The sequence below is a fragment of the Paenibacillus sp. NPDC056579 genome (assembly GCF_042793215.1).
Lineage (GTDB): Bacteria > Bacillota > Bacilli > Paenibacillales > NBRC-103111 > Paenibacillus_S.
This window is the reverse complement of sequence record NZ_JBHTVD010000001.1, coordinates 1,073,958-1,092,100: the sequence shown is the minus strand read 5'-3', so window position 1 is coordinate 1,092,100 and position 18,143 is coordinate 1,073,958. Positions and strand designations below refer to the sequence as shown.

At 48.2% G+C, this 18,143-nt stretch carries 18 protein-coding genes; 4 read left to right on the top strand and 14 right to left on the bottom strand.

Annotated features, from left to right (window positions below; all coding sequences use genetic code 11):
* The first annotated feature begins 1 nt into the window (after position 1).
* Complete coding sequence (locus tag ACFQ88_RS04945) at positions 2–1,117, top strand: ArsR family transcriptional regulator (RefSeq protein WP_379452541.1); 1,116 nt, start codon at positions 2–4, stop codon at positions 1,115–1,117.
* Between the two features lie 26 nt (positions 1,118–1,143).
* Here ACFQ88_RS04945 and ACFQ88_RS04940 read toward each other — a convergent pair whose 3' ends face one another.
* The 7 genes from ACFQ88_RS04940 to ACFQ88_RS04910 form a co-directional block, all read right to left on the bottom strand.
* On the bottom strand, positions 1,144–1,278 hold the full coding sequence (locus tag ACFQ88_RS04940) for a hypothetical protein (RefSeq protein WP_379452540.1): 135 nt from the start codon (positions 1,276–1,278) through the stop codon (positions 1,144–1,146).
* Positions 1,279–1,407: 129 nt separating this feature from the next.
* Positions 1,408–2,487: a hypothetical protein gene (locus ACFQ88_RS04935; RefSeq protein ID WP_379452539.1), complete on the bottom strand. Its 1,080-nt coding sequence runs from the start codon at positions 2,485–2,487 to the stop codon at positions 1,408–1,410.
* Between the two features lie 264 nt (positions 2,488–2,751).
* The gene (locus tag ACFQ88_RS04930; protein ID WP_379452538.1) at positions 2,752–3,321 is read right to left on the bottom strand and encodes an NAD(P)H-dependent oxidoreductase; all 570 of its coding nucleotides are present in this window, start codon (positions 3,319–3,321) and stop codon (positions 2,752–2,754) included.
* 55 nt (positions 3,322–3,376) lie between these two features.
* Positions 3,377–4,036, bottom strand: a complete 660-nt coding sequence (locus ACFQ88_RS04925; protein ID WP_379452536.1) for a TetR/AcrR family transcriptional regulator — start codon at positions 4,034–4,036, stop codon at positions 3,377–3,379.
* 75 nt (positions 4,037–4,111) lie between these two features.
* Positions 4,112–4,765 carry an NUDIX domain-containing protein gene (locus ACFQ88_RS04920; RefSeq protein WP_379452534.1) on the bottom strand — a complete coding sequence of 218 codons (654 nt, stop codon included), beginning with the start codon at positions 4,763–4,765 and terminating at the stop codon, positions 4,112–4,114.
* Positions 4,766–5,021: 256 nt separating this feature from the next.
* Positions 5,022–6,062, bottom strand: a complete 1,041-nt coding sequence (locus tag ACFQ88_RS04915; RefSeq protein WP_379452532.1) for a DJ-1/PfpI family protein — start codon at positions 6,060–6,062, stop codon at positions 5,022–5,024.
* Between the two features lie 26 nt (positions 6,063–6,088).
* Complete coding sequence (locus ACFQ88_RS04910; protein ID WP_379452530.1) at positions 6,089–6,682, bottom strand: DUF2306 domain-containing protein; 594 nt, start codon at positions 6,680–6,682, stop codon at positions 6,089–6,091.
* Positions 6,683–6,885: 203 nt separating this feature from the next.
* Here ACFQ88_RS04910 and ACFQ88_RS04905 point away from each other — a divergent pair, with 203 nt between their 5' ends.
* Entirely contained in the window at positions 6,886–7,482 is a 597-nt protein-coding gene (locus ACFQ88_RS04905; protein ID WP_379453582.1) for a TetR/AcrR family transcriptional regulator, read from the top strand.
* 90 nt (positions 7,483–7,572) lie between these two features.
* Here the strand turns inward: ACFQ88_RS04905 and ACFQ88_RS04900 are convergent, their stop codons facing one another.
* The 3 genes from ACFQ88_RS04900 to ACFQ88_RS04890 form a co-directional block, all read right to left on the bottom strand.
* Positions 7,573–9,543, bottom strand: a complete 1,971-nt coding sequence (locus ACFQ88_RS04900; RefSeq protein ID WP_379452528.1) for an ABC transporter substrate-binding protein — start codon at positions 9,541–9,543, stop codon at positions 7,573–7,575.
* A gap of 173 nt (positions 9,544–9,716) precedes the next feature.
* On the bottom strand, positions 9,717–10,259 hold the full coding sequence (locus tag ACFQ88_RS04895) for a hypothetical protein (RefSeq protein WP_379452526.1): 543 nt from the start codon (positions 10,257–10,259) through the stop codon (positions 9,717–9,719).
* A gap of 140 nt (positions 10,260–10,399) precedes the next feature.
* Entirely contained in the window at positions 10,400–10,849 is a 450-nt protein-coding gene (locus ACFQ88_RS04890) for an effector binding domain-containing protein (RefSeq protein ID WP_379452524.1), read from the bottom strand.
* 288 nt (positions 10,850–11,137) lie between these two features.
* Here ACFQ88_RS04890 and ACFQ88_RS04885 point away from each other — a divergent pair, with 288 nt between their 5' ends.
* Positions 11,138–11,464 carry a hypothetical protein gene (locus ACFQ88_RS04885; RefSeq protein WP_239624042.1) on the top strand — a complete coding sequence of 109 codons (327 nt, stop codon included), beginning with the start codon at positions 11,138–11,140 and terminating at the stop codon, positions 11,462–11,464.
* A gap of 129 nt (positions 11,465–11,593) precedes the next feature.
* Here the strand turns inward: ACFQ88_RS04885 and ACFQ88_RS04880 are convergent, their stop codons facing one another.
* Together ACFQ88_RS04880 and ACFQ88_RS04875 are read right to left on the bottom strand one after the other, a co-directional pair.
* Entirely contained in the window at positions 11,594–12,910 is a 1,317-nt protein-coding gene (locus ACFQ88_RS04880) for an ABC transporter substrate-binding protein (protein ID WP_379452522.1), read from the bottom strand.
* Between the two features lie 101 nt (positions 12,911–13,011).
* On the bottom strand, positions 13,012–15,300 hold the full coding sequence (locus tag ACFQ88_RS04875; protein ID WP_379452520.1) for a hypothetical protein: 2,289 nt from the start codon (positions 15,298–15,300) through the stop codon (positions 13,012–13,014).
* Positions 15,301–15,479: 179 nt separating this feature from the next.
* Here ACFQ88_RS04875 and ACFQ88_RS04870 point away from each other — a divergent pair, with 179 nt between their 5' ends.
* On the top strand, positions 15,480–16,271 hold the full coding sequence (locus tag ACFQ88_RS04870; protein WP_239624034.1) for an AraC family transcriptional regulator: 792 nt from the start codon (positions 15,480–15,482) through the stop codon (positions 16,269–16,271).
* A 78-nt stretch (positions 16,272–16,349) separates the two neighbouring features.
* Here ACFQ88_RS04870 and ACFQ88_RS04865 read toward each other — a convergent pair whose 3' ends face one another.
* Together ACFQ88_RS04865 and ACFQ88_RS04860 are read right to left on the bottom strand one after the other, a co-directional pair.
* Positions 16,350–17,183: a carbohydrate ABC transporter permease gene (locus ACFQ88_RS04865; protein ID WP_239624032.1), complete on the bottom strand. Its 834-nt coding sequence runs from the start codon at positions 17,181–17,183 to the stop codon at positions 16,350–16,352.
* Positions 17,180–18,133 carry a carbohydrate ABC transporter permease gene (locus ACFQ88_RS04860; RefSeq protein WP_379452517.1) on the bottom strand — a complete coding sequence of 318 codons (954 nt, stop codon included), beginning with the start codon at positions 18,131–18,133 and terminating at the stop codon, positions 17,180–17,182. The genes ACFQ88_RS04865 and ACFQ88_RS04860 overlap by 4 nt, the downstream gene beginning before the upstream one ends.
* Positions 18,134–18,143 lie beyond the last annotated feature (10 nt).

Below are 18,143 nucleotides of genomic sequence, written 5' to 3'. Positions count from 1 at the left end.
AATGACGCGTGACTATGGTGCTGAGTTGGATGCATTGAGAACACAGATGGCAGCGATCGAGAGCATGGTTCGAGCATTGGCGGGTAAAGACGAGATTCCCGCTGTGGTACCGGGAGCAGATCGTTCGGATAATGAATTGGTCGTTCAAGGGGGCGGCACGGATTCATGCGCTATCTACGTCTCCGGGTATTACCGCACCGGTAATCATACGGTACGGCTCGAACCGCAGGAGAAAGGATCCGCAGAGCTGCTGGACCTTAACAGAGCGAAGGCGGCGAAGGTTCTGTCTGCGCTTGGGCACAAACAACGTCTGGATTTACTTCTTGAGGTATGGAACGAGCCGCTTACGGGTACTGAGCTGGTGGAACGTTTGAATATGGGGACGACAGGCCAGCTGTACCACCACTTGAAGGCGTTAACGGGTGCGGATTTGCTGAAGCAGGAAGAACGAGGCGGCCGCTATACGATTCCGGCTCACCGCCGGTTTCCGGTTTTGCAGCTCATGTCGGCCGTATCGGATCTAATCGATACCAGCGATTACATCGACATGACGGAAGCGCGTAATGAGGCGGGAAACTACTTGGGCGAAGGCACGAAGGAAGGCTATGACCCTCATCAACTCTTATGGGCGGTCGTCAGCAATACGGTTCAGGAGCATCGTGCGGGCTACTGCACGGAAATGGGCATTTACTTGCATGATGATGGAGGAGCGACGGTAGCGGACAACGGCCGAGGCATCCCGATACGCTTGCTGCCGCAAACCGGCCAGCCTTCGGTGCAGTCCGTGATGACCAAGCTCGATCAGTTCAACGATCCGATGAAATCGTTCTTTGCTCCCGGTGCGGACAAAGGAATGAGTATCGCGGTAGTCAATGCGTTATCACGCTCGCTAAGCGTGGAAATCAGGAGAGACGGCGGCATTTACCGGCAAGATTATCGTTTCGGCATCCCGCAAACCGGACTTATGACGGTAGGCGTGTCGAACGAGACCGGTACCAGCATTACTTTCAAGCCGGAGCCTGAGCTGTTTGCAGGCAGCTTCGACAAGGGCAAGATTGAAGAACAGGTACAGCAATTGAGAGAAGCTTGCCCCGGATTGCGAATTCATATTCAATAATAAACAAATATTGCAAAGAGGCCATCCTACCGGGATGGCTCTTTCGGTTTGAACATCGTACGTGTTAACGGACTGATCTTCAACAAGCCGTCCTTCAGTTTGAATTTGAGATACGAATACACTGTCCCCGCGTGCTCATCATAAATCCGGTCGAAATCCATCGCTCTCCCCCCCCCCCTTCCTATTTAATTGTCGCGAGTTCTTCTTGTTCGGTTCAAAGGTTGTGAAAACCAGGGTAACGATAAAAAAACCACCCCCTTCGGGATGGCTTCCTGACTGCACATCATGATCTACTTCGCCAAATGTTCTACGATATCGCGTAGTGTCCCCAATCCGGCTACTTCCGCATCCCTTGCTTCACGGAGCATTATTAGTGCTGCCGCTTTAAGCTCAGGATCGGTCGGATCCGCGCTCTTCGGAAACGGAAACATCTCACGCAGCCTGATCCAGGCACGATAGCTGGCCATGTAATGCTCCGATGCTTGCAGCATCAGCTGCTGAAGGGTGTTATCCTGGATGCTCATACAATGCGTAATGGCCGATTGAGAGAAAAAAGGCACCACATACTGCCTTGACGACGTGATCCACAGTAAATTGTAGCTGGTAAAGAAGGAATGAGCGGTTCCATCCTCGAAGGCTGTTATCCACGCATTGATGGCGGCAATGCCGTTTTTGCGCCGGCTGCCTTCCGAACCCTCGTCGGCAATATGGCGAATAGCAATGGAAAGCGCCGTCCGTAAGGCCGAACGGTAGCTCGCATCCTCTATTTCCGTATATCGCGTTACGTTGAGATGAGGCGGCTCATTTCGTTTTCGGATTACTAACACGAACAATTCAGGCTCTATTGGAGTGCCGTTACGCGGGCGACGCCCGAATTCCTCGTAGCGGAGCTCGCCGCCATTTCGCTTGTTGATATCGTGAATATTCAGAATACGGCGTTCGTCATCATAGCCGTAGATGAGTCCATGCTCGTAATTATCCAGATTCCAGCTGACCACCGCGATCCCATTCTGTATGCTCTCGCGGATCATATCCAAAGCCTCCTCGGCCATGTCTTCGTTCCAAGCCCCGCCGTAGAGGTTGGCGTGAAGCACTTCCATTTCGAAGCCAAGATGGTCCAGTGCCTCTCTTATCAAGCCACCGTCTCCAAACACATCCATCGGACCTACGAACGTATCCGTATTGATCGCGAATGCCTGTCCCGTATACAGCAAAGCCTGAGTCAGATTCAATGATTTGTTCGAGTATTTCATGGCGCCATAGAGTGCAAGTGCAAATGAATTATAGCAATCGTTCCAGTTGAAGCGCTGCCGTTCCAATACCATGCTCGTTGGAAAGCTATCCACAATTCCATACCGCAAGCCGCTCACTTCCACTCCTCCTTAAAGGGAACTCGAATTAATGATAGTAACAAAAATGGAACATATATCCATACAAAGTAATATAACACAACTACCCCTATCCTGTAAGCGTTTTTTCGTTATATTGTCTTCCGGTTTGGCCAAAAAAAGATTACATAATATATATTATGTAATCTTATAATTCGATCTTAAGATCCGCATCGGACAGTTTCCATAATCGAGCCGCCGAGAGGTCGGACTAATGCTCATAAGTGTTTCTTTTCTGAGAAGTGACTAAGCCTCTCGATTTATCGCCTCCATCAGCCGAATCCTCGGATCCAGCTTAGGGTCCAGAATATGCTTCGCGTACTGTTCTGCACTATGCAGAACCGCATCATCCGATGCCGCCGCAGCACCATAAAAGACGAAGCTAGGCAGGAATTTCATCCCGATCAACCCTGCCAAAGCCTGCATAGGCTTCGTAAACTCACTCATACTGAAGCCTTGAAATCCTCCTGCTTGGTAAGCTTGCTCGTGGGAGCCGGCCGAAATGGCAAGAACCAGCTCCTTGCCGGCAAGCCCTCTTCCCCCTTCTCCCATCATCCATTGCGATTCCAGCACCTCTTCCATCCACTGCTTCAAAAAGGCAGGAGCACTGTACCAGTAAAATGGATATTGAAACACGATTCGGTCGTGCTGCAATAACAGCTGCTGTTCCTTTTGAACGTCGATCCGCTTGTCAGGATACTCCTTATGCAAATCGTTCAGAGTGATACTGCTTTCTTGCCTTAACCGTTGTATCCATGCCTTATTGACCTTAGATTGCTGAAGATGCGGATGTGCTGCTACAACTAAAATTTTCATCAAACGCCCTCCTTTTTTTGACTATCATGAATGTCAATATTAAAAGCAAAAAAATTTACTCCGGTCTAATAACCGCCAGCGCCGATTCAACCACTTGTTCGAGAATCGTCTTCAGCTCTTTATCCCTTGTCTGTTGCGTCTTTACTGCTTCCGCGGCGGCATTCTGTACTTGCTGGTGGTCTATATAAGCCATGCCTTGGGAAATAGCACCCCAAAACTGCATTGCCATCAGATTGGCATCCCCTGAACGGATCGTTGTTTGCTCAATCCCCTTCTCCAATGCTTGCACCATCGGCTTCATGAAGGACTTCACCCATTCAAACGGTGAATAAGTGCCGTCAGTATACAAATAGTGCACGTCAAGGCTAATCCTTGTGTAAAAACGGAAAATTGCAGGAGCTTCCAATACTTGATTGCAGACGCTCCAGGCATACGTGTTGAACAATTCCAGAACAGCGCCTTCTCTTGCAAAATGGGCTACTGTATTGGATTGAGCGCTATTCATCATGTATTCGTACAGCTCGCGGAACAGCGTCTGCTTGTTTTTGAAATAATGGTACACCAGACCTCGGGCTAACCCTGCCCGTTCCGCCACTTCTCCGATTTCGGACGCCGCATACCCTTTCTCTGCGTAGACGAGAATGGCCGCCTTCATAATCTCTTGAGTCCTCTGCTTGCGAATCTCATCGTTTTGTTCTTTTGTGCGTGGTGACATGGAAGTTCCCTCTTTTTAAATTGACATAAGTGTCAATCAAAAATATATCGTGTCATGATCGAACTGTCAATAATTTCATGCACGATATTTTTCGGTCAATGAATAATTCAAGTTATTCGTTACAAAATGCAGCCACTTGTTTTGAGGGCTCACAATCTCAGGCAAGTCTTCAAGGGGCGCCCAAAACAACTTGAACCGGTGATCATCCGCGTCCTGCTCCCAAACCGACAGGCTGCAATGGGAATGCATGTGATAAAAATGTCTGGACACGATGGAAGCAAGCACGGACGGCTCTACCCAGCCTGTTATCTGATAAGTAACATACTGAGGATCCGGATAGCGGTCACCTTCTATGTAAGATACTTGGACAAAATCTCCGGACGAACGCACATGCTGAACGGTGATTCCTCTTCGGAATTCCGCCCAGCTGGAGCTTTGCAGATCCGGTCTGGAGTAAACCTTTGCGCTATGCAACAGGATACGGTTATGTTCTGGCAGAGTAAGCTCTTGCTTACCGATATACGTGCAGGCCGTGAACTCGGATAGCCCCGTTTCTTCCCTTGCTTCCCTTAAGGCTGCGGCCGTAATGTCTTCATTGTGCTCGACCGTCCCCGCCGGTAATTGAATACCTGCATTAGGGTGTTGGATGAGCAGCAGCTCGGTCCGATTGTTGGCTTCCCTGGTAATGAAACAGGTGACCTTGTCTAAAACTGCAGGTTGTTTTCCCATATAGAGCCCTCCTTAAAGTAAAAAAAGCCGCCTATTCTTACTATTCGGCAGCCTAGATGCGGTAGATTCAGTTCCATTTTGACACAGTAGTAATATAGTAACGAGTGGGTAGAGGTTTGGAAAGTGAGAAAATTATTATAAATATCCTTTCCATCCATCATATGATTTCCATACGAAGAGAATATAAATATTGTTAATATTTAATATGGTTAATTAAATTAGATAATTAATCACATTAACTAGTTTCATAGGATAACTACACGCTATCCGATATACGTTCAGCCATTACTTTGGAGGATGGCAGTACGCCAGCCTTAGCCATTCCCGACATTGTGTCGCCGTTAACCGTCACATCGAATTTTAAATTCAGACGCATTGGTTTCGTCACCTGCTGGCTCCATGTCAACCGGTTGCCTTCGATGACTGGATTCATGAATGCCGCGGTTTCATCGCCCTGTATGGCTGCTCCACACAGCTGCCCATTTTCGGACTTTATATGAAAGGTCACTTCCATCTTACCTACCGGTGTAGCAATCGAAGCCTTCCATATACCTTCAAAGCATGATGTGCTCTTCCGGTGATCCGATCCGGCTGGAGCTTCCTTCAGAATGTGTGAATTTGTTTTCGATTGCTGTTCCCTATCGCTGCTAAGGCTTCCCATTGGGGTTAACCCCCGCGATTGCCACACGGTTCCACGGCGCTCGTATTCAAACAGCTGCTCGACCTCATGGGCTATTTGGGGACCTAGCTCTCGCTCAACCAAGTACAATGCGACATCAAGCCCTGAAGTCACACCTCCTCCTGTTACCAGGTTCCCATCCACAACAACTCTTGCACGTATTGGGATGGCACCGGTTGCCTCCAAAACATCCATTCCAAGATGGTTCGTCACGGCACGGCGCCCCTCCAGCAAACCACCCATGGCCAGAATGAGAGAGCCTCCGCACACAGTAGCTACGCTCATATCCGGCTTCTGCATCGCCTTCCCGACTATCCCGGTCAATTCCGTCTCCATTGCTTTTCGCAACAACACTGGTACGGAATCGTGACCTTCTCCCGTCATAGGACCGGAAGCACCCGGAACAAGGATGATTCCCGGTCGATCAGGGGTAAGCTTGCCGTTTGCCTCCACTTGGGGTCCATTCATCCCGCTGGCAACGAATCTTGCCCCCTCAGCCGTTACAAGCTCAACGCTCCATGCTCCGTCCGAGAACATTTCAGCGGCACGGAACACTTCATAGGGCGCAAGGGCATCCAGCAAGTCAAATCCGTCGAATAACACGATTTGAATATGCATACAGCATCTCTCCTTCTCTCAACTTGCTACGATAAGGCTGCCGCCTTACGTGCTGTAAACCTAATTACTATTTCCGCCAATAGAAGCAGGAAAACAATCGCACCATACACACCGACGGTGTAACTCTTTTCATACGTCAACCCCAATCCTGCTTGAGTTAATGTAGTGAAGAGATGGATGAACAAGTTGGTGAAACAAAAGACAAAGCTGCGAATCATCCATTGCCGATGCTTGATTTGCCTTTTGCGTCTGATATGAATAATTGCGATCAGAGTAAATGCGGGCCAAACGATATTCAACATATTGAACGCGATGCTGTTGATTTTCCCGCCTGTAGAGAATGGCGCCATATAGCCGGAAGTCAGACATACGATAAAGACGAACACCACGTACAAATAGCCGTTGATTCGGTGGAATTTCCGATAGTTACGGAGCAGATACGAAGAGAAATTAAGTGCTCCGGTAATCATCGCCAAACTGGCGGCAATGACATGTATATACATGACGTTCAGCCATGTCGAAACAGGCAGCGGTCGTTTCAGGTTGCTTTTGCGGCTTAGAAAATCAGAAGCTTCAGGATCATAGTACAAATTTACAAACAAAATATACGCTATGTACAATAAAGAAGCCGCCAACAAGAGGGAATAGAAAGAGTACCGATGATTCTTGCGCAGATACAGCCCATCCTTTCAAAATAAAATCTCTTTTTTGAGACCGGACCGTTCGGTCTTTTTTTATTATATAATAAAGTATGTTATGATTCACCTATGAAATGTTACAATATTATGAGTGGCAACAAGAAATGGAAGAAAGGAAATCCTCTATGCGCAAAGGCGAGAAGACAAAGCTGCATATTATTATGAAATCCGCAGAGCTTTTTAACGAAAAAGGCTACACGGGTTCCACCATACAAGACATTATGGAAGCAACCGGATTGACCAAGGGCGGAATTTACAGGAACTTTGCAAATAAGGACGAAATCGCTCTGGAAGCATTCGCCTATGCCGGAAAAGTATTGTGGGAACACTTTGCGGCGGCCGTTCAGCAGGCGTCTACGGCAACGGGGAAGTTACTTGCGATGTGTGACGTATACAGCGATACTGTGCACAATCCCCCTATTCAAGGCGGGTGCCCTTTTCTTAATACGGCAGTGGAAAGCGATCATTCCTTTCCCGTACTAAGAGACCGCGCTTTGGAAGCATACGAATCCATGATGTCATTTATCCAGAGCATTCTGAAAGAAGGCATTGATGCCGGGGAATTTCGTTCGGAGATGAATACGGAATCGGTAGCCTCCTTCATCTTCTCTTCCATCGAAGGAGCGATTATGGCGAGCAGGCTGACCCGGGATAACAAGCATATAGGCTATGCGCGAGGTCATATCGAGCAGATGTTGAATATGTACCGCCCAACACCTTAAACAACGACAAAAAGCAGGCTGCTTTCTAGCAGATCCTGCATTCTTTTTGTCCTTACGCCCTAGCAGTAGTGCAAAATATCAAGAACCTCATCATTTCAGTTGAAAAAAGGCAACCAGTTCATCCAGCAGCAAATTAGCCGCTTCAATGCCTCCCGCCGAGTTCCAGATGGCTTCATCGACCTGGATCAATTTGCCGTTCTTGGACGCTTTCAGGTTTTGAAACAACGGATCGTTCATCCATTCTTTCACTACTTTGTCTGCATCGGTTTTGCCCGGCGTCTCCGTTACGAAGTAGAACAAGACATCACCGTCCATCTCAGGGATTCTTTCCTTGGACATGACCTCAATGTTGCCGTCCTTGTTCTGAGCAGGGGGACGGGCAACTCCCAATTGTTTCAACAGTACACCGGAGAACGTCTGCTTCTGGTAAATACGCACTTGAGTCGCCGAGAAGCGGACTACAGAAACTTGAGTAGCTGCCTTGCTTCCTAGCTTGGCTTTCACTTCGCTGACCCGTTTGTCAAAAGCGGCCAGTGCCTTCAAGCCTTCTTCCTTCTTATTGACGGCTTCCATATAGAGCTTGAAATTTTCTTGCCAATCTGCCCCTAAATCCGCCGAGAATACGGTCGGCGCGATTTTATTCAATTGCTCGTATACTTTTTCCTGTCTCACTTTATTGCCAATAATCAAATCCGGCTTCAGACTGGCGATAACCTCCATATTCGGCTGCAATTCGTCACCAACCACCGTGACATCCTGCATCTCCCCTTTGATATGGTTATACCATGGATCTCCGGACCAGGATTTCACGGCTCCAATGGGCTTGATTCCCAACGCCAGCAAGGCCTCGGTTCCTTCATTCGTCAAAATTACAACACGCTTCGGTGTTCCTTGCAGCTTAGTTTCGCCCATGGCATGTTTGACTACTCTTTGCGTTTCCGCTTCCGGGGCCTTTGTTGGTGCCGGAGTGGCAGTTGCTATATTGGTGCTGCTGTTGGAATTGGCGCTGCTCGATGGGGCCGCTCCATTCACACACGCGCTCAATAGCAGGGTGAAGCAGACAAATAGCATGGCAAGCATGGATGTCGTGGACTTTCTGTACATTGACAAGTCTCCCTCTCTTTTATACTGATAATGGTTCTCACTTCCCTCATCAATATAACGTTGGGGCTTGGCTGTAACAATAGAATATCTCGACATCGGCGATGGATTATATCGACTGTCTTCCGTGGGATGCGAGCTTTCCTTGAAAACCGTAGGAGAAACACCCTCCACCTTCTTAAACATACGACTGAAATAATAGCTGTCGGAGTAACCGACGCTCTCGGCAATTTCCCTCATCGTAAGATCCGTATTCAGCAGCCGCTCCTTCGCCTTACCGATTCGGATTTGTATCAAATAGTCGATAGGGCTTGTATTCATGCGACTTTTGAACATACGGAGCAGCTGCCTGGAATTGCAATGGAGCTTCTCTGCCAACGATTCGAGGGTAATGGACTCTTGATAATGATCGTGCAAATACCGGATCGCCTGAAGGACCGGGTCCGCCTTAACCAGCGGCACATCTTGTTGATCCAGCTGCCGCAGCACCTCATGAACGAACTGATAAAATAAAGCTTTGACCTCCAGCTTGTTCAAAGGATCGGATTGTTGCCAAAGCTGACTCATCCTGGCTGCCTTATCATATAAGACTACCGGGTAGTGCGGCGCGAATCCGAAATGCATTTGAAACGGATTATGCCTCTCCATGAGCTGTACCCATTCTTGTCTGCAAGGAAGCGATAGCATCGCCTTATACATAATGATGAAATATTCAAGTAATTGTTCTGCCCGTATATCAAGACACAGCCCTTTGCCCATATGCAGAATATGAAATCGGTCCGCTGTACTCTCGCAGCCATCCAAGCCAACCTGTGCCCGCCCTCTCACCACAAACAAGAAGGCACTGGTCGGCATGCGATAGGAACGCAGTCCATCCCCCTCCTCCATAATGGAGTGGCGAATATCCATCACTCTTATGGCCGCATGGTTCCAAACCATGATTTGGTCATTCAGCTTCATGACTTGCTCCTATCCTTTCTTTACTGACGCAAAATCATTCTATTTGTTACTAGTTTCAAAGAACCGATGCTTTTATCGCTATTATAGTTGATAATAATTATCAATATCAACCACAAAAAAGACTAACTCACGCCAATTACCGGCGACAAGTTAGCCGTATTCCCAGGTTTCATTTATGCAGGCTTGAGCCCCTCTCTCAAGTCTTTTAGGAACGATTTTGCAAACTGCTGCATTTCTAAATAAATTGGCTGCGCTTCAGGTAGATAGCATTGTCCTTGTCCCAGTACATAGGTTTCAAAGTAGTCCAGCGTTTCTTCCAGCGTCTGTCCTCTGGCCGTTCCCGTACAGAGGGATTTGACGATGAGATAGGTCTTGCCTCCTTCGATTCGATGCGCATCATGAAGCAGCTTGCCCTCCAAAGACTCTGGAACCTCATCCTTCTGGGATTCCCACGAAACCCGGACGACGGTATCGATATAATCTGAGGGCAGCCCTTGATTGGCCAAGTACTCCCTAACAGCGTCTTCTCTCAAATAAATAAAACCATGAAAATAGCAGCCGTATGTAATCAAGTCCATATCCGTAATTTCGGGATAATAGATTAACAGTTTCTTCGCGGACTGAAGCATTCTCTCAATATGGCTTACATTGTGCATGATGTCTTTGTTGATGTAGTAGGGAGTAACAAATTCAATAAGACTCGGCATATGTATCATCAAGACCACTCCTCTTGGCTTTCTTGACATCATACTCGGATTTCCATATTATTACAACCCGAATATTGAACTGATTTACAAAAGAAGGACCGCCTCTCGACAGTCCCCCTTTCCTTTGCACCAGCTGCACTATTAAGAATTCAGGTGCTCCCTTCTATTTTGGTTGGAATATACCATTCTATAGCTCCAGCTGCTTGCAACTCTGGTGTAATCATCTCAAACCTCGGCTTATCCAAATCGATTCGGTATTTTAATTGATTCTCTTTGGTACAAACCGTCTCCCAAAACGCGCCAATCCATGCTTTCTCAAATCGGAAGACCGCATAATGGTCCTCTGGAATCGTGACAATCAACATATCCGTCGGTACATCGTTCATCGTGGTTGCTTCAATGCCGACAAAAGGCTTAAGCCCCGGCATAATAACCAAGTAAGGTTTACCTTGATTTCTCAGCTCAATACGAGTTAAGGTATCTTCCAACCTCTCAAAAAGCTCATGCTGATCCTCCAGCCACTCACCTTGATATCCGACGAGAGTAACAGCGCGATTGCTATCCGTTCTTACTTGTGAAAAAGTCTCCAAGCTGCTCATAGGCAGTGTAACCTCCATATCCCTTAGTTAATGTATGCGACCTCAACATATGGTATTTTTATCCAGATACTTCACCATCATAATAGATTATGCCTATTTTGTATACGTTTTCCCGTATTAGAGAGTTAGATGCTGTCCTTATTCTCGCCTTCGGTAACGGTAACGAGTTATTTTTACCCTTACCAAATATACTAATCTTTGAAAAAAATGGTTACTTACTAGAGTGCAAATATACAAGCATGATATGGAGGATTTGAATCTAATAGTAATGTAGGAGGAGGTGAGGTTATGAAAAAAGTAAAAATCGCAAGCAAAGGAAAATTAGTTCGGTTGTCCAAAGTACGCATTAAACAAAATCTCGGAGACGGATTTCTCCGTACGGTATTTGCAACTCAAACCATTGATCCGAATGAATTCCTTACTATTGATTTGACTGCCGCAGAAGGCAGAGTTGTGGTCAACGCCGGTTGGTCGATCACCGGTGGTAATAACCCTGCATACGCTACCAACAGCTTCCCGTTAAGTACTACGGTATGGCGGCTGATTCTCCGCAATCCAACAAATAATCAGAGAACAGTAACACCTTATTTAATAACGAAATTAGCTCCTGCGTAAAGAAACGTTGAATCAAAGGGTCGATCACATCGACCCTTTTTTTATGTTACTGGGTAACGTAAAAAGACCTTTTAAGGAAAAACAGCAGCCTCCTGCCCTCAAGCAGTCAGCTGCAATCATAACCTGCATTTACTTTACCTTCATAGACTCGATCGTTTTGGCGGCCTCTTCTTCCGAGGTTCTTAGAAGCGTGTTTACATCCATCTGTCCTAAGGAAAATGGAACAAGCTTCTTCCCGTAAGCAGAGGATACGGCACTGTCGTATATCGTTTGGACAGCGATAGGAGCAAAGGAAGAATACAACGCGGATTTCACATTCTTATCCTTGAACTTGGCGTCTTGCGCAAAAGCGCCGATCACGGAACTGCTTTGGATCACAGGCAGCGTTCCGCTTCGGGCAACAGCCAGCTGGAACTCGTCGGACACGAGATATTTAATCATATCCATCGCCTGATCCTGATGCTTGCTAATGCTGCTAACCCCGAAATACGTAGGGTAGGACTGCGGATTCGAATTAGGTGCATCTTTAAACACCGGGTAACGTACGACATCCCAATTCACCTCTGACATGTCCTGGGTCATATGCATGTTAGCCAGCGCTGCTACCATGGCGGTATCTTTCTTTTTAACAAAATTCGTCACACCGGGAATACCTTGAAGCTCTTGAATTTTCTCTTTGTAGCCGGAAGCTTCGGCCATCTTCGAATAGATCTCGAAAAGCGTCTTCCACTTATCGTTATAGATGGTCGGCATCAATGTATTAGGATCCATTTTGGATAAGGAAAGCGGATTAATGTCAAAGAAATGGCCCTGAGATATTCCAAGCCCGACATATTGTATTCCTCCGTCCACTCGGGTCAGTTGCTTATTCAAGTCCAGCACTTGATCCCATGTCATACCGTCGGTAGGATAGGCCAACCCGAATTTGTCGAATAAGTCTTTGTTATAGTAAAGGGAGAGGGTATTGTTAACGACGGGCAGCGCATACAATTTGCCTCCCGAGATGGTTCTCATCGCATCGAGCATCGTCGGTTCCATCCGGCTCGTATCTACATTGTGCTTCTTGATAAGCTCGGTCATATCATACTGAATATTGTATTGAAGGATGCTTGGGAACTTCGCAACGGATTCCCATATCATGTCGATGGGCTGACCGGCAGTAATGAGGTCTTGATAGCCAGCTCCATTGGTGCTCTGAATGTATTTGATCTGGTGCTGAGGGAATTTGGCCCGCAGGGCATCCCCGAATTTCTCGTTAAAAGCCTCCGGGGTCCACCCGCTGCTCGAATAGATCACAAGCTCCACCGGTTCCATCTGCTGCAGCTGACTTGCTGCCGCCGGTTCGCCAGCTTGTTGGTCGGCGTTAGGCTGCCCGGTGCATGCTGTCATCGCTCCGGCCAGCAGTGCCACAATAAACGCTGCATGGGGGTGTTTCATCTTTACCATCGTGCATCCTCCTTATTAATCTCAATGTAAGCGCATCCACAATTCTTCCAAAAGAATCAGCACCGTTTCCGGCACTGATTTCTTTTACAGCTGGAATTAAGCTAAGATTGGACCCTTAAGAGCTGAGCCGTTCCCGGCGTAATCATGAGCTCGACGCTCCCCTTTCCCTCGCTTGGATAAACCTCGCCAGTTACAACATTCACAAGGGCTGGCCCTTGAATTGCAGCACATTCGGTTACCGACCCTATATTAGCCACAAGAATGTAAGTGTACCCGTCTGCTCCTGTCACGCTTACCGTGCGCAGATTCCCTGTCGGCCCGTGTAACCACTCACTGCGCTCTAAGGCCAACCGACGGGTTTCGGAGCTGTCGCCAACATGGATTACGAAGCCTGCGTCAACAATGATTTCACCGGGTATCACAGAGAGAAGGCCTTGCTCGAACGGTCCACAAAGCTCATCGGCATGAAGCATTCCTTCGACGCCTACCGTGTTCCATTTTTCTTTTAACCCGATCTGCCTTCTCCCGGGATGATAGATCGTCAGCTCCTTGGCGCCGTATATCGCCGCGGCTCCAAGGCGGTTATCCGCATTGATCCAGAGCGAATCCGTTCGTACCGCCTCAGCAGCCGAATCTCTTCGCAGGGTTCGTTCCCCCTTTTCATAGTAATAAGTTCGCTGATCCCCGTTGAACAAATCGTTCGGAACAACAAGATGCAGTCCCTTCACTTCATGCAAGTGCACGCTTCGTTCAAGAGCGGAGGTATATTGCAATACGATCACATGCTGATCGTCGGGAAGCGCTGCACAGACGATTCGGCTTCTTGCCAAATCGTGGTCTTTTTGACCTTCGGCGAGCAAGCCCGACGTATGAATAAGCGTGCTGCCCCAAGTTAGAAAACCGCCTTGAAAAACCGCGCCGTCATGCGATTCCAGTCTCTGCTCCGTCAGCTTGCCCAGTCCTTTCAGCTGCACAGCCAAATTCTCTTTCCACTCTGCCATATCGCTTGCATCGTTCGGCAGACAAAGTCCCTGAGGCTTCTCGGCTGCTTCCCATACCCAGGAGGCCGTTCTTAGTTGCCCCCGATGAACGTAGGCTCCGTGATAGCCGTCGTGCCAACTATCGCCGGAGGCATTACGGATTACGATGGCTCCCGAATCCGTCTTCGTGCTACCTGCTGAGAGGTCGGCACTCTCCAATCCCCAAGCTTTGCCGGGCTTCGCCGAAGCAGCAATTGGTTTCCAAGCCAGCCCCATCGACAGCGCAGCCGCCCGGTCCGACTCGAGCCGGGTGTAGTACAGCGGAGAGCTCTGGCTTAATCCTCGGCATCGCGCAGAGAGAAACGTGCCGTCACCGCTTGCATCCATTTCCAGCTGAACCTGCTCCAGCCAGCCTCGCTCGAAGCGTTCGCAATCCTGATCGCCAAGCACGTCGGCAATCATCAGCCAAGCCGGGATAACATAGTCCTGGCAATACGTATAGCGGACACGAGTATCGCCGCCGATCCGAAGCAGCCTGCCATCGGGGAACGTGCACAGCTTAACGACCTTCCACAGCTCTTCCATATGTCTGTAGAGCGCCTCGGGCGCACGGGTCCCCTGACGCCGGTACATGAAGTGAAGCATCGCCATATTGGATAAGCAAATGACCATGTAACCGACGTTGAGATAGCCGTGATGATTGAGTGCCAAGGAATCGAAGAAATTGGCGCCGATAAACCAATCGGAGGCAGGCTTGCCATGAACTATCGTAGAATCCGTCGCATCAGCCGGGACGGAAATGGAATTCATCAAAAACTGCAAGCCCTTCTCCCGGTATCGTTCAGCTCTGCTGCAGTCAGGGAACATCTCCGTTGTTCGTAATAGCAAGGCGCCGTTCCATAGATTGCTCTCCGGCTTGTTATTCCCGTCTTTATTGTACAGCCCCCCGACGATCTCATAGTGGTCCAATAACCAGTCGCACTCGGAGATCAGCACTCGGCGCAGCAGCTGTCGATCATGCTCGGTCAGCAGCCCTTCCAATGCTTCCACTCCATGCATCATTCTCTCCAGTCCGAGTACGCTGATCCAGGTATGTCCCCATCGAGTATTGTCCGTGCAGCGGTAAGATCCTTCCCAATGAGTTTCTAAGGAAAAACGCAGCAGCTTCAGCGCCATGCTCTGGGCTGTCTCCCTCGTTATCCCTGCGGTTCCCTCATCAAACCTGGGATCCATGGCAGCGGTCGACCAGGCGGCAAAGGCCTTCTGATTCGTTTGCACCCCCCATCCATTGTCTCCAGTCCCGTAATACATCAGCTCGGAGCGGTCATGACATTCTTTTATATAAGGACTAGCCCCGTGAATCCATCTCTGAAGTAAATTCATATACATCTTCGTATCGGCTGCAACCATTGTCCCTGCTCCCCCATCCTTTCGAATTAGAAACTTGCTCTCGTTCTTACCCTCATCCTACCAACGTTGGCTCCCAGGCACCATGCATGATATTTTCCTTTTCTTGTACGATATTTGGGTTTATACTCTTGGTATGAAACAGGGTAAGAAAGCATCCGGATCAGAAGGAGTGCTTTATTATGCAAATGATCAATACCGTCTATTTCCAATATGCGGATAAGCAATGGGTAGGTCACGGCCCTCTAACCAAGCCCTACCATCTGTTCATGTTTGTCGATAAAGGCTCTTGCGCCTACCGTATCGCCGGTGAACGTTATGTGCTGGAGAAGGGAGATATCCTGTTCATCCCGGAGGGGATGGAACGCGTCGGAGAAGCCGTCACGGAGCATGCGCATTCCAAATATTCCGCTCATTGGATCGGCGACGGACTACTTCGCCATTTTCCGCAATTCGAGCAATCCGCTTCCAAGTTCCAGGCCTCTTCGTTATATTCCTATTTACAACGGGCATTTACCCAGATGCACCAGCTTTGGCTCAAAAAAGACCCCTATTACGCTCCTCAGTGCGAAGGCATGCTGCTTGAGGTTATGGCGAGAGTCCATCAGGAGCAGGTAGCGGATCACTACTCCGGCAAACAGCTTCGTGTTGTCCGCCAAGTGAGAGATTATATACTCCAATATTATCAAGAGCCGTTGTCCATTGAGGAATTAGCCCACTTGACCAAACGCAGCGCCTCCCATTTAATTACCAGCTTCAAGAAGCATTACGGACTGGCTCCTATGGAATATATGCATCGGATTCGGATACAGAAAGCGCAGGAGCTGCTTCTGGAGACCGACTTCGGTATGGAGACCATAGCCGTCGAATTGGGCTACTGCGATGCTCCTTACTTCAATCGAATGTTTAAAAAGCTGACCGGCGTCTCCCCTGCCATGTACCGCAAGCAAAATACCAGCGTCCCGCTGAAATGAGAAAAACCTGATTCCTCATCTTGAAGGAATCAGGTTTTTCGGGGTTGTCAGAAGCTGCAATCATGGATTTCCGGTTTCCTACCCCTTAAGCCCCGAGGTGGCTATCCCCTCTACGAAATAGCGCTGGGCTGCAAAAAATAATAGCACTTGAGGGATAATCGATAAAAGCGACATGGCCAATACCTGCCCCCACGAAACCGCGGATTGAGTGTCTATGAACATCCGTAAAGCAAGAGGAACCGTGAATTTATCGACCGAATTCAAATAAATGAGCGGGCCGAAATAATCCTCCCAATGCCAAAGGAACGAAAAGATCATGACGGTAATTAATGCAGGCTTCATCAAAGGCATAATAATGCGCCAATAAATTCCAAACCAGGTACAGCCGTCTATTTTGGCCGATTCATCCAACTCACCTGGGATACCCCTTATGAATTGAATCAGCAGGAAGATGAAGAAGGCTCCCCCCATCGCGCTGGGTACTATAAATGGCAGATAGGTGTTAATCCAATTGAATTTATGAAACATAGCGTATTGCGGAATTAAGGTTACCTGACTGGGCAGCATGATCGTCAGAAGAAGAAGTGAAAACCACAGCTTTTTGAGCGGAAAATTCAGTCTTCCGAAGCCGAAAGCAACCAAGCTGCTGGAAATAACCGTTAAAATGGTCGTCGAAAGAGTCAATTCCAAGCTGTTGATGTAAAAGTAAGTAAAGGTATACTTGGGCAGCGCTACCCAGCCGTCTGAGAAGTTATTCCATTGCAAAATGCTGGGAAATATCGCAGGCGAACTAAGCTCTGTGTTGGATTTGAACGATGCACCGATCCACCAGAGCACCGGATAAAACATGATCGCGCTAAATAGCAGCAGCAGGATGTGGGTGAGCAGCTTGCTCGAGATTAACGTCCTCATCGATTCCCTCCCGGCTCATTCTCGTAAAACACCCAGTACTTGGAGGCAAGGAAATTGATTGCGGTGGCTACGGCAACAATGACCAGCAGTATCCATGCTAACGCGGACGCATAGCCCATATGAAGCGTAGCGAAAGCCTTCTGGTACAAGTACAAAGCGTACATTTCCGTAGAATTAAGAGGCCCGCCGTTCGTCACAATAAATGCTGCAGTAAAGGACTGGAACGAATTAATGACGCCCATAATCAGATTGAAGAAGATGACGGGTGACAATAGAGGAAGCGTCACGGTAAAGAACTGCCGGAGCTTGGACGCTCCATCCACGGATGATGCTTCATAGAGTTCACTTGGAATTTGCTTCAGCCCCGCCAAAAAAATGATCATCGCAGATCCGAACTGCCAGACGCTTAAAGCGACTAGTGTTCCTAATGCGGTTCCCGGTGTTCCGATCCAGTTTTTGGCGTCGATACCGAACAGCGGAACAATGTGATTGATGAAGCCGTTAATTCCGAATATATTTTTCCATAACACGGCTACTGCAACACTGCCCCCGATTAGAGAAGGCAAGTAAATGATGGTTCGGTAGAAGCCGATGCCCCTCATTTTCTTATTGAGCAGCATAGCAACGAGTAGTGCAAAGATGAGCCTGGCGGGAACGGAGGTTACTACGAAAGTAAATGTAACCTTCAACGAATTGTAGAAGAAGCGATCCTCGGATATCTCCCTGAAGTTTTGCATCCCGATCCACCTCGGCGGACTGAGAAGTGAAAAATCCGTAAACGTGTAGTAGAATGACTGAATCATTGGCCAAACGGTTAATATAGCAAAACCAATCAGCCATGGAGAAATGAACAAGTAACCTGCCAAAGGCGAATACGTATGATTATGTAATTTGACTTTCTTGACATTCCCAGTAGGCTTGCTAACGGCCATCACAGATTCTTGTTTCATGCTATCACCC